The organism is Thauera sp. SWB20 (assembly GCF_000831325.1).
GTDB lineage: Bacteria > Pseudomonadota > Gammaproteobacteria > Burkholderiales > Rhodocyclaceae > Thauera > Thauera aminoaromatica.
In genome coordinates this window covers 332642-345501 of sequence record NZ_JTDM01000021.1, presented here as the reverse complement: position 1 = coordinate 345501, position 12860 = coordinate 332642, and the positions used below count along the sequence as shown (strand labels likewise).

Annotated in this window: 7 protein-coding genes; all 7 read left to right on the top strand. The window is 68.1% G+C overall.

What is annotated here, in order from left to right; all coding sequences use genetic code 11:
- Positions 1 to 226 precede the first annotated feature (226 nt).
- On the top strand, positions 227 to 2191 hold the full coding sequence (gene acs, locus PO78_RS18940; protein WP_043746070.1) for an acetate--CoA ligase: 1965 nt from the start codon (positions 227 to 229) through the stop codon (positions 2189 to 2191).
- A gap of 196 nt (positions 2192 to 2387) precedes the next feature.
- Positions 2388 to 2585: a hypothetical protein gene (locus PO78_RS18935; protein ID WP_043746067.1), complete on the top strand. Its 198-nt coding sequence runs from the start codon at positions 2388 to 2390 to the stop codon at positions 2583 to 2585.
- 13 nt (positions 2586 to 2598) lie between these two features.
- Positions 2599 to 5340: a sensor histidine kinase gene (locus PO78_RS18930; protein WP_043746063.1), complete on the top strand. Its 2742-nt coding sequence runs from the start codon at positions 2599 to 2601 to the stop codon at positions 5338 to 5340.
- Between the two features lie 30 nt (positions 5341 to 5370).
- Complete coding sequence (locus PO78_RS18925) at positions 5371 to 5739, top strand: response regulator transcription factor (protein ID WP_004356430.1); 369 nt, start codon at positions 5371 to 5373, stop codon at positions 5737 to 5739.
- 3 nt (positions 5740 to 5742) lie between these two features.
- Positions 5743 to 8049, top strand: coding sequence for an exonuclease domain-containing protein (locus tag PO78_RS18920; protein ID WP_043746060.1), 2307 nt, complete (start codon positions 5743 to 5745; stop codon positions 8047 to 8049).
- Positions 8050 to 8086: 37 nt separating this feature from the next.
- Positions 8087 to 10132, top strand: coding sequence for a sodium:solute symporter family protein (locus PO78_RS18915; protein WP_043746057.1), 2046 nt, complete (start codon positions 8087 to 8089; stop codon positions 10130 to 10132).
- A 70-nt stretch (positions 10133 to 10202) separates the two neighbouring features.
- On the top strand, positions 10203 to 12794 hold the full coding sequence (clpB, locus tag PO78_RS18910) for an ATP-dependent chaperone ClpB (RefSeq protein WP_043746053.1): 2592 nt from the start codon (positions 10203 to 10205) through the stop codon (positions 12792 to 12794).
- Positions 12795 to 12860 lie beyond the last annotated feature (66 nt).

Below are 12860 nucleotides of genomic sequence, written 5' to 3'. Positions count from 1 at the left end.
GGCGCCGGATTCTACCACCGGCCCCGCCGGCCGTCGCTGGCGAGGCGGTGTAAGTCCTGTGTAAGATAGCTGTTCTCTAATGCCGGCGTTTCGAACGGCATCCGAGTGTCCGGACGGGGAGGGCCCGCAAGGGGGCGTCGGCGTTCGGGCAAATCAAAGGCTGGGTTCAACCAGCCCACCCGCAACGGGTAGCTTCAACCATTTGAACAGTTGAGGAGAGGTGAGCATGTCCAACGAGCAACAAGTCCGCATTTACAACCCCTCGGAAGAGATGGTCAAGAACGCAGCGGTGTCCGGCATGGACGGTTATCGCGCGCTGTGCAAGGAGGCCGAGGACGACTACGAGGGTTACTGGGGCCGCCGCGCCAAGGAGTTGCTGGACTGGAAGGAGCCCTTCACCCAGGTCCTCGACCAGTCGAACGCGCCTTTCTTCAAGTGGTTCGCAGACGGCAAGCTCAACGTCTCCTACAACTGCCTCGACCGTAACGTCAATAACGGCCTCGGCGACAAGGTCGCGCTGATCTTCGAAGCCGACGGCGGCGAAGTCATCCGCATCACCTACAAGGACCTGCTCGCCCGCGTCAGCAAGTTCGCCAACGCCCTGCGCGGCATGGGCGTCAAGAAGGGCGATCGCGTCATCATCTACCTGCCGATGTCGATCGAAGGCGTGGTCGCGATGCAGGCCTGCGCCCGCATCGGCGCGACCCACTCGATCGTGTTCGGCGGCTTCTCCGCCCAGGCGCTGCGCGATCGCATCGAGGACGCCGCTGCCGTGGCCGTGATCACCTCCGACGGTCAGTTCCGCGGCGGCAAGGCGCTGCCGCTCAAGCCGATCGCCGACGAGGCGCTGTCGCTCGGCGGCTGCGATACCGTCAAGAACGTCATCGTCGTCAAGCGCACCGGTGCCGACATCGCCATGGTCGCCGGCCGTGACAGCTGGTTCCACGACGCGGTCGCCAACCAGTCCGAGACCTGCGAGCCGGAGTGGGTCGAGGCCGAGCACCCGCTGTTCATCCTCTACACCTCGGGCTCCACCGGCAAGCCGAAGGGCGTGCAGCACTCCTCGGGCGGCTACCTGCTGCAGGCCGTGCTGTCGATGAAGTACACCTTCGACATCAAGCCGAACGACGTCTACTGGTGCACCGCCGACATCGGCTGGGTCACCGGTCACACCTACATCACCTACGGCCCGCTCGCCTGCGGCGCGACCGAGATCGTGTTCGAAGGCGTGCCGACCTATCCGGACGCCGGCCGCTTCTGGAAGATGATCCAGGACCACAAGGTCAGCATCTTCTACACCGCGCCGACCGCGATCCGCTCGTTGATCAAGGCCGCCGACAACAACCCGGCCGTGCATCCGAAGCAGTACGACCTGTCCTCGCTGCGCATCCTCGGCTCGGTCGGCGAGCCGATCAACCCGGCGGCCTGGGAGTGGTACTACGAGAACGTCGGCGGCGGACGCTGCCCGATCGTCGATACCTTCTGGCAGACCGAGACCGGCGCGCACATGATCACCCCGATGCCGGGTGCGACCCCGATGATCCCGGGTTCGTGCACGCTGCCCTTCCCGGGCATCATGGCCGCGGTGGTCGATGAGACCGGCACCGAGGTGCCCTGGGGCCAGGGCGGCATCCTGGTGGTCACCAAGCCGTGGCCGTCGATGATCCGCACGGTGTGGGGCGACCCCGACCGCTTCAAGAAGACCTACTACCCCGAGGACTTCAAGGGCAAGCTCTACCTCGCGGGCGACGGTGCCATCCGCGACGCCGAGACCGGCTACTTCACCATCACCGGCCGCATCGACGACGTGCTCAACGTCTCCGGCCACCGCATGGGCACGATGGAGATCGAGTCGGCCCTGGTCGCGCACGAGAAGGTGGCCGAGGCCGCCGTGGTCGGCCGCCCGGACGACCTCACGGGCGAGGCGATCGTTGCCTTCGTGGTGCTGAAGGGCGCGCGTCCCACCGGCGAGGAAGCCGCCAAGGTGGTCAAGGAACTGCAGAACTGGGTCGGCCACGAGATCGGGCCGATCGCCAAGCCGAAGGACATCCGCTTCGGCGAGAACCTGCCCAAGACCCGCTCCGGCAAGATCATGCGCCGCCTGCTGCGCCAGCTCGCCAAGGGCGAGGATGTCACCCAGGACACCTCGACGCTCGAGAACCCGCACATCCTCGAGCAGCTCAAGGGCTGATGCAGTGCAGGCCGGGCGCCCCGCGCCCGGCCGCTCCTGAACGACAGGAGGAAGCCGGCCAGCGAGCCGGTGCCGGGGGGAGACCGGGTACGCGCAAGGCGTGCCCCTGTTCGTGCGTCGCGCCGACCCTGCCGCAAAGAGCAGGGCGGTGCTGCGCCATTTCGTTTGCCGTGGCTCGTTTCATGGGAGCGACAGGATGCGCAAGGGTCTGGCCGGGCAGCGCCTGGTGGCCGTGTTCATCGCCGGCCTGGTGTTGCTGAACTATCCCATTCTGTCCCTGTTCGACCGCCCGCAGACCGTCCTCGGGCTGCCGCTGCTCCACGTCTATCTGTTCGCGGTGTGGATCGCGCTGATCCTGGTCGTGGCGTGGATCGTCGAGCGCGGGGCGCGCTGATGCGGAGGTCGTGATGCTGCCGGGCTGGCTGATCGTCGGCGCCTCGTTCGCCTACCTGCTGCTGCTGTTCGCGGTGGCCTACTTCGGCGACCGGCGCGCGGACGCCGGGCGCTCGGTCATCGACAATCCCTGGGTTTTCAGTCTCTCGCTCGCGGTGTATTGCACCGCGTGGACCTATTTCGGCAGCGTCGGTCGCGCCGCCTCGGGCGGGCCGTGGTTCCTGCCGACCTATCTCGGGCCCACGCTGGGCCTCACCCTGGCCTGGCTGGTCGTGCTCAAGATGATCCGCATCGCGCGCAGCTACCGGGTCACCTCGATCGCCGACTTCGTCGCCTCGCGCTACGGCAAGAGCCACCTGCTCGGCGGGCTGGTCACGCTGATCGCGGTGGTGGGCATCGTGCCCTACATCGCGCTGCAGCTGAAGGCGATCTCCAGCGGCTACGCGCTGCTGGTGGGCGAGCACGACACGCTGTTCCGCATCGAGAGCCAGTCCGGCTGGTGGCAGGACGGCACGCTCTACATCGCGCTCGCGCTCGCCGCCTTCACCGTGCTGTTCGGCACCCGCCACCTCGACACCACCGAGCGCCACGAGGGCATGGTGGCGGCGATCGCCTTCGAGTCGGTCGTCAAGCTGCTGGCCTTCCTCGCGGTCGGCGTCTACGTCACCTACTGGCTCTACGACGGCTTCGGCGACCTCTACGCGCGCGCCGCGGCGGTGCCCGAGCTGCAACGCCTGCTCGCCTTCGACGGCGCCGGCCGGCTCGGCTACGGCGGCTGGTTCGCCCACGTCCTGCTGGCGATGCTGTCGATCATCTTCCTGCCGCGGCAGTTCCAGATCGCGGTGGTGGAGAACGTCAACGAGCAACACCTGCGCCGCGCCACCTGGGTCTTTCCCGCCTACCTGCTGGCGATCAACCTCTTCGTGATCCCGGTCGCGATCGGCGGGCTGCTGCATTTTGGCAGCGGCACGGTGGACCCGGACACCTTCGTGCTGACCCTGCCGCTCGCGCATGGGCAGAATGCGCTCGCCTTGCTCGTGTTCATCGGCGGCCTGTCCGCAGCCACCGGCATGGTGATCGTGGAGGCGATCGCGCTGTCCACGATGGTGTGCAACGACCTCGTGATGCCGATGCTGCTGCGCAGCCGGCGGCTCGACCTCGCGCGCGAGCGCGACCTCACCGGGCTCCTGCTCGGCATCCGCCGCGGCGCGATCGTGGTGCTGCTGCTGCTCGGCTATCTCTACTTCCGCCTCGCCGGCGAGGCCTACGCGCTGGTCAGCATCGGCCTCATCAGCTTCGCTGCGGTGGCGCAGTTCGCCCCGGTGGTGATCGGCGGCATGTATTGGCGTGGCGGCACCCGCGAGGGCGCGCTCGCCGGCCTGCTCGCGGGCTTCGCGGTGTGGGTCTACACGCTGCTGCTGCCGTCGTTCGCCAAGTCGGGCTGGCTCGATCCGGGCTTCCTCGAGCACGGCGTGCTCGGCCTAGGCTGGCTCAGGCCCGAGCAGCTCTTCGGGCTCACCGGCCTGGACAACATCAGCCACGCGCTGTTCTGGAGCCTCCTCGCCAACATCGGCTGCTACGTCGCGGTGTCGATGCTGCGCGTGCCGACCGGGCCGGAGGCCACCCAGGGCGCGCTCTTCGTCGATGTGTTCCGGCGTGGTGACGCGCCGCCGGCCAGCTTCTGGCGCACCGGCGCCGAGGCCGGCGAGCTGGTGCCGCTGGTGGCGCGCTTCCTCGGCCAGCGCCGCACCGAGGAGGCCTTCGGCGCCTACGCGCGCTCGCATGGCCTGCAGCGGGTCTCCGAGCTCAAGGCCGATCCCGAGCTGGTCCACTTCGCCGAGACCCTTCTCGCCGGCGCCATCGGCAGCGCCTCGGCGCGGGTGATGGTGTCGACCGTGGTGCAGGCGGAGCCGCTCGGGCTCGGCGAGGTCATGGACATCCTCGACGAGGCCTCGCAGGTCCGCGCCTACTCGCACAAGCTCGAGGAGAAGTCGCGCGCGCTCGAGGCCGCGACCGCCGAGCTGCGCGCCGCCAACGAGCGCCTGCAGGAGCTCGACCGCCTGAAGGACGACTTCATGTCCTCGGTGACGCACGAGCTGCGCACGCCGCTGACCTCGATCCGCGCGCTCTCCGAGATGATGCTCGACGATCCAGACATCGACGTCGAGGATCGCCAGCGCTTCCTGGGCATCATCGTGTCGGAGACGGTGCGCCTGTCGCGCCTGGTGAACCAGGTGCTCGACATGGCCAAGATCGAATCCGGCCACGCCGAGTGGCACAACACCGACATCGACCTGTGCGAGCTCGTGCGCCACTCCGGCGACGCCACGCTGCAGCTCTTCCGGGACCGCGGCGCCGAGCTGCACCTGCACCTGCCGGAGTCGGTGCCGACGCTGCGTGCCGATCACGACCGCCTGCTGCAGGTGATGCTCAACCTGCTGTCGAACGCGGCGAAGTTCGTGCCCACGGGCAGCGGTCGGGTGGACGTGACGCTGAGCTGCGACGGCGAGCGCTGTCGCGTCGCGGTGAAGGACAACGGACCGGGGATCGAGCCGGCCCAGCAGCCGGTTGTATTCGAGAAGTTCCGCCAGGGCGGGGACGAGCGCTCGCGGCCGCAGGGCACCGGCCTGGGCCTGCCGATCAGCCGCCAGATCGTCGAGCACTTCGGCGGTCGGCTGTGGCTGGAGTCCGTGCCGGGCGAGGGCGCGACATTCTCCTTCGAGCTGCCGCTGAAGTCGGCGGCGGGCGAGGGATGACATAGAATATCGGGCGGGGAGGAGACGCTGATGGACAAGAAAGTACTGATTGCCGACGACGAACAGAACATCGTCATTTCGCTGGAGTTCCTCATGAAGCGCGAGGGCTATCAGGTCGAGGTGGCCAACGACGGCGAGGAGGCCGTGCGCCGGATCCGCGCCTCGCGGCCCGATCTGGTGCTGCTCGACGTCATGATGCCGAAGAAGAGCGGTTTCGAGGTTTGCCAGGAGATCCGCTCCGATCCCGAGATGGCCGGCGTGCGCATCCTGATGCTGACCGCCAAGGGCCGCGATACCGAGGTGGCCAAGGGGCTCGCGCTCGGCGCCGACGCCTACATGACCAAGCCCTTCTCCACCCGCGAGCTGGTGGACAAGGTGCGCAACCTGCTGGAGCAGTGAGCCATGCAGGCACGTACGCGATTCATGCTCGCGGTCATCGTGCTGTTTTTGCTGATGACCGGGCCCTTCCTGCTCACCGCGCTGATCGTCTGGGTCGAGACCGAAGGGGAGGCGCGCGAACTGCTGGTGAAGGTGCTGTCGCCGCACCTCACGCTTGGCACCCTGCTCACGGCGATGGGTTTCGCTGCCGGCGTCGGCGTGGTGCGGGTGCTCTTCCGCCAGTACGTCCAGGGCTTGCTGCGCATGTCGGAGAACCTGCGCCTGATGCTGGGCGCCAACCGCGGCTTCCGTGTCCAGCCCGAAGGTCCGCCCGAGGTGCAGCAACTCGCGGTCGCCACCAACGAGCTCGCCAGCCAGCGCGACGCGCTGATGCAGGACGTGGAGGCGCAGATCGGGCGCGCCAAGGCCTCGGTGGAGCTCGAGAAGGACCGCCTCGCCGCGCTGATGTCCGAGCTCACGCAGAGCGTGGTGGTGTGCAACCTCGACGGTCGCGTGCTGCTCTACAACAACCGTGCGCGCGCGCAGTTCCGCGCGCTCTCCGATGCGCCCGGCGTGGCTGGAGGCGGTGAGCTGATCGGCTTAGGGCGCTCGATCTACGGGGTCTTCGAGCGCAACCTGATCGCGCACGCGCTCGACACCATCCAGCAACGCCTGCGCCGCGGCGCAACCCAGGCGCAGGCCAATTTCGTCACCACCACTCGTGCCGGCCAGTTGCTGCGCGTCCAGATGGCGCCGGTGCTGTCGCTGGCGGCTCCGGCGCTTGCGGCCGCGGCGGAGAGCGAGGTCGTGGGCGAGGCCGTGGGCGGGGAGGACGCCGCGCCGCAGGGCGCGACGGACGCGGTCGGCACGGCGGGTGAGATGACGCCTGCAGCGGCGGAGACCGCCGCGGCAGCGCCCGCGTCCGAGCGCACGCTCACCGGCTTCATCCTCATGCTCGACAACATCACGCGCAACTTCGAGACCGAGTCGCGCCGCGACCAGATGTTGCACAACCTCACCGAGGGCAGCCGCGCCTCGCTCGCCAACGTGCGCGCAGCTGCCGACATGCTCGAGTTCGAGGATCTCCCCGAAGAGATGCGCACTCGCTTCCGCAAGGTGGTGCGCGACGAGGTGCAGTCGATGAGCCAGCGCCTCGACCAGACCGCAAACGAATTTGCCGATTCGCTGAAGGCGCGCTGGCCGCTCGAGGAGATGCTCGGCGCCGACCTGGTCGCCGCGGCGCAGCGCCGCATCGAGGCCCGCATCGGCCTGCCCACCAAGCTCGAGGAGGTGGATGAATCCCTTTGGATGAAGGTCGACAGCTTCTCGCTGATCCAGGCGATCACCTACCTCGCCAGCCGGCTTTCGGACGAGTTCGAGGTGCGCGAGGTGCGTTTCCGCCTGACTGCCGCCGGCCGCCTGGTCCACCTCGACCTGATCTGGTCGGGGCAGGCGATGAGCACCGAGACGGTGATGAGCTGGGAACTCGAACCGATGAAGATCGAGGACGAGAGCAGCCCGCTCACCGTGCGCGACGTGATCGACCGCCACGACGGCGAGATGTGGCTCGAGCGCGAGAAGGTGCGCCACCGCGCCTTCTTCCGCATCCTGCTGCCGGCGGCGACGCCGCAGGAGCAGGCCGAGGCCGAGACCTACCTGCGCGGCGAGAGCCGGCCCGAGTACTACGACTTCGACCTCTTCGCCTGGTCGGAGAAGTCGCACGAGCTCGACGATCGCCTGCTCTCCGAGCTCAGCTACACGGTGTTCGACACCGAGACCACCGGGCTCAACCCCTCGCAGGGCGACGAGATCATCCAGATCGGCGCCACCCGCATCCTCAACGGCAAGCTGCTGCGCGCCGAGTCCTTCGAGCAGCTGGTGGATCCGGAGCGTCCGCTCGCGCCCGAGTCGGCCAAGATCCACGGCATCACCTCGGAGATGCTGCGCGGCCAGCCCACCATCGACAGGGTGCTGCCCGCCTTCCACGCATTCTCGGCGGACACCGTGCTGATCGCGCACAACGCGGCGTTCGACATGCGCTTCCTGCAACTCAAGGAGGAGCAGACCGGGTTGCGCTTCGACCACCCGGTGATCGACACGCTGCTGCTGTCGGCGGTGGTGCATCCCAACCAGGAATCGCACCGCCTGGAGGCGATCGCCGAGCGACTCGGCCTGACCATCGTCGGCCGCCACACCGCGCTTGGCGACGCGATCGTCACCGCCGAGGTCTTCCTCAAGCTGATCCCCTTGCTCGCGGAGAAGGGCGTCCGCACCCTGCGCGATGCGCGCGAGGCCGCCGAGAAGACCTACTACGCGCGGATCAAGTACTGATGACCCGGGTGCGCGGGCCGAGCGGAGAGCATTCCCCTTGAGGCGCAACCTCGGCTTCGCGCGCCAGCTGCGGCGCTACTACGGGATCTACACCCTCGGCTTCGCGGTCTTCGTCGTGCTGCTGGCGATCGGCGAGAGCATGGGCCTGCCGCAGCAGCTCATCGGCCACGTCTTCCTGTTCGTCACGATCGCGATCTACGCCACCATCGGCGTGCTCTCGCGCACGTCCGACGTCTCCGAGTACTACGTCGCCGGGCGCCGCGTGCCGGCGATGTTCAACGGCATGGCCACCGCCGCGGACTGGATGAGCGCGGCGTCCTTCATCGGGCTGGCCGGCACCCTTTACTTCAGCGGCTTCGAGGGCCTGGCCTTCGTGACCGGATGGACCGGCGGCTTCGTGCTGGTGGCGCTGCTGCTCGCGCCTTACCTGCGCAAGTTCGGCCAATACACCATCCCCGACTTCCTCGGCGCGCGCTACCAGGGCAACGTCGCGCGCCTGGTCGGGCTCGCCGCGGCGGTGCTGGCGAGCTTCGTCTACCTGGTCGCGCAGATCTACGGCGTGGGCCTGGTGACCAGCCGCTTCGTCAGCGTCGAGTTCGAGATCGGGCTCTTCATCGGGCTGGCCGGCATCCTGGTGTGCTCCTTCCTCGGCGGCATGCGCGCGGTCACCTGGACCCAGGTGGCGCAGTACGTGATTCTGATCATCGCCTACCTGGTGCCGGTGGTGATCCTTTCCTACAAGCTCACCGGCATCCCGATCCCGCAGGCGGTGTACGGCACCGTGCTGCAGCAGATCAGCGCGCGCGAGGACGAGCTCTTCGAAGCCCCCTCCGAGCGTGCGGTGCGCGACCTCTACACCGCGCGCGCGCAGGACTACGCCGACAAGATCGCCGCGCTGCCGGCCTCGCTCGAGGACGAGCGCCGGCGCATGATCGAGGAGCTCAACCGCATGCGCCTGGGCGATGCGCCGGCGCGCGACATCGCGCTCGCCGAGCGCGCGCTGCGCGACCTGCCGCGCACGCCGTCCGAGGCTCGCGAGGCCTGGCAGCGCGCGCGCGCCGAGGCGCTCGAGCGCGCGCGCCCGCCCCCTCGTCACGCCGAGGCGCATCCGGGCGCGAGCGCGGACGAGTCCGCCACCGCGCGCAACAACTTCCTCGCGCTGATGTTCGTGCTCATGGTGGGCACGGCGGCGCTGCCGCACATCCTGATGCGCTACTACACCACGCCCGGCGTCATGGAGGCGCGGCGCTCGGTGCTGTGGTCGCTGTTCTTCATTTTCCTGCTCTACGTCACCGCGCCGGCCTACGCCGTGTTCGCGAAGTGGGAGGTCTATAACAACCTGGTCGGCTCGAACATCGCGATCCTGCCCGACTGGGTGGCGTCCTGGGGCAGGGTGGGCCTGGTGCGCATCGAGGACCTCAACGGCGACGGCATCCTGCAACTCGCCGAGCTGCGCCTCAACACCGACGTGATCGTGCTCGCCACACCCGAGATCGCGGGGCTGCCCTACGTGGTCTCGGGCCTGGTCGCGGCCGGAGGGCTGGCTGCGGCGCTGTCCACCGCCGACGGCCTGCTGCTGACGATCTCGAACGCGCTGTCGCACGACCTGTACTACAAGGTGATCAATCCCCGGGCCACGACCCACCGCAGGCTGGTGATCTCCAAGTCGCAGCTGCTGGTGGTGGCGGTGGTGGCGGCCTGGGTGGCGTCGATGCGGCCGGACAACATCCTCTTCATGGTCGGTCTGGCCTTCTCGATCGGCGGCTCGGCCTTCTTCCCGGCACTCGTGCTGGGCATCTTCTGGAAGCGTGCCAACCGCCCCGGGGCGGTCACCGGCATGCTCGTCGGGCTCGCGGTCACGGTGTTCTACGTGATGCACACGCACCCCTTCTTCGGCGGTTCGATGGCGAACGCCTGGTTCGACATCAATCCGATCTCGGCCGGGGTGTTCGGCGTCCCGCTCGGCTTCGCGACCATCGTCGCGGTCAGCCTGCTGACCAAGCCGCCGCCGCAGGAGATCCAGGACCTGGTCGACTACGTGCGCTACCCCGACATACCGGGCCAGACCCGGCCGCATCTCTGAGCGGGTACTTGAAGCGCGGCGGATGTGCCCCACATAGGGTTCAGTTCAACGAATCCCGAGGATCGTCCCCATGCGCTTCGACAAGCTCACCACCAAGTTCCAGCAGGCCCTGGCCGATGCGCAGAGCATCGCCGTGGGCAACGACCAGCAGTTCATCGAGCCGCTGCACGTGCTGCAGGCGCTGCTCGAGCAGGACGACGGCGGCAGCGTGTCGCTGCTGCAGCGCGCCGGCGTCAACGTGCCGCCGCTCAAGAACGCGGTCGGCAAGGCCATCGGCCGCCTGCCCAAGGTCGAGGGCCACGGCGGCGAGGTCAGCATCGGCCGCGATCTCAACAACCTGCTCAACGTCACCGACCGCGAAGCGCAGAAGCGCGGCGACCAGTTCATCGCCAGCGAGATGTTCCTGCTCGCGCTCGCCGACGACAAGGGTGAGGCCGGCCGCCTGCTCAAGGAGAACGGCCTCGCGCGCAAGGCGCTGGAGGCCGCGATCGAGGCGGTGCGCGGCGGCGCCAATGTGGGCAGCCAGGATGCCGAAGGCCAGCGCGAGTCGCTGAACAAGTACTGCCTCGACCTCACCGAGCGCGCACGCAGCGGCAAGCTCGACCCAGTGATCGGCCGCGACGACGAGATCCGCCGCGCCATCCAGATTTTGCAGCGCCGCACCAAGAACAACCCGGTGCTGATCGGCGAGCCGGGCGTGGGCAAGACCGCGATCGTCGAGGGCCTGGCGCAGCGCATCGTCAATGAGGAAGTGCCCGAGACGCTCAAGGGCAAGCGTGTGCTCTCGCTCGACATGGCGGCGCTGCTGGCGGGAGCCAAGTACCGCGGCGAGTTCGAGGAGCGCCTGAAGGCCGTGTTGAAGGAGATCGCCCAGGAAGAGGGCCGCATCATCGTCTTCATCGACGAGCTCCACACCATGGTGGGCGCTGGCAAGGCCGAGGGCGCGATCGACGCCGGCAATATGCTCAAGCCCGCGCTCGCGCGCGGCGAACTGCACTGCATCGGCGCCACCACGCTCGACGAGTATCGCAAGTACATCGAGAAGGACGCCGCGCTCGAGCGCCGCTTCCAGAAGGTGCTGGTCGACGAGCCTTCGGTCGAGGCCACCATCGCCATCCTGCGCGGCCTGCAGGAGAAGTACGAGATCCACCACGGCGTGGACATCACCGACCCGGCCATCGTCGCTGCGGCCGAGCTGTCGCACCGCTACATCACCGACCGCTTCCTGCCCGACAAGGCGATCGACCTGATCGACGAGGCCGCGGCGCGGATCAAGATGGAGATCGACTCCAAGCCCGAGGTCATGGACAAGCTCGACCGCCGCATGATCCAGCTCAAGATCGAGCGCGAGGCGGTCAAGAAGGAGAAGGACGAGGCCTCGCTCAAGCGCCTGCAGTTGATCGAGGAAGAACTCGCCAAGCTGCAGCGCGAGTACAACGACCTGGAAGAGATCTGGAAGGCCGAGAAGTCCAAGGCGGCGGGTTCCGCCCACATCAAGGAAGAGATCGACGCGCTGCGTGCGCAGATGGCCGAGTACCAGCGCAAGGGCCAGCTCGACAAGGTCGCCGAGCTGCAGTACGGCAAGCTGCCGCAACTGGAAGGCCAGCTCCGGATGGCCGAGCAGGCGGGCCAGAATGCGGCGCCCAACAAGCTGCTGCGCACCGAGGTCGGCGCCGAGGAGATCGCCGAGGTGGTCTCGCGCGCCACCGGCATCCCGGTGAGCAAGATGATGCAGGGCGAGCGCGAGAAGCTGCTGAAGATGGAAGACAAGCTGCACGAGCGCGTGGTCGGCCAGGACGAGGCCGTGCGCCTGGTGGCCGACGCCATCCGGCGCTCGCGCGCCGGCCTGTCGGACGAGAACCGGCCGTACGGTTCCTTCCTCTTCCTCGGTCCCACCGGCGTGGGCAAGACCGAATTGTGCAAGACGCTGGCGAACTTCCTGTTCGACTCCGAGGAGCACCTGATCCGCATCGACATGAGCGAGTTCATGGAGAAGCACTCGGTCGCGCGGCTCATCGGCGCGCCTCCCGGCTACGTCGGCTACGAGGAGGGCGGCTACCTGACCGAGCAGGTGCGGCGTAAGCCCTACAGCGTGATCCTGTTCGACGAGGTCGAGAAGGCGCACCCGGACGTGTTCAACGTGCTGCTGCAGGTGCTCGACGACGGCCGCATGACGGATGGCCAGGGGCGCACGGTGCACTTCAAGAACACCGTGATCGTGATGACCTCGAACCTGGGTAGCCAGATGATCCAGGCCATGGCGGGCGACGACTACGGGGTGATCAAGCTCGCGGTGATGGCGGAGGTCAAGACGTATTTCCGCCCCGAGTTCATCAACCGCATCGACGAGGTCGTGGTGTTCCACGCGCTCGACGAGAAGCACATCGCCGGCATCGCGAAGATCCAGCTGCAGTACCTCGAGAAGCGCCTCGCGCGCCTGGAGATGGGCATGGAGATCAGCGACGCGGCGCTCGCCGAGCTGGCGGAGGCTGGCTTCGACCCGGTGTTCGGCGCGCGGCCCTTGAAGCGCGCGATCCAGGAGCGCATCGAGAACCCGCTCGCGAAGGCGATCCTGGAGGGCAGGTTCGCTGCCAAGGATCGTATCCGCGTCGATGCCGAGGGCGGGCAGTTGGTGTTCCAGCGCGCCGCGGCGCCCCTGTAGGGGCTGCGGTAGCCGCGAACGAGGCCGGCGGGGCAGGCGACGCGCTTCGCGCCGGCCAGCCGCGGT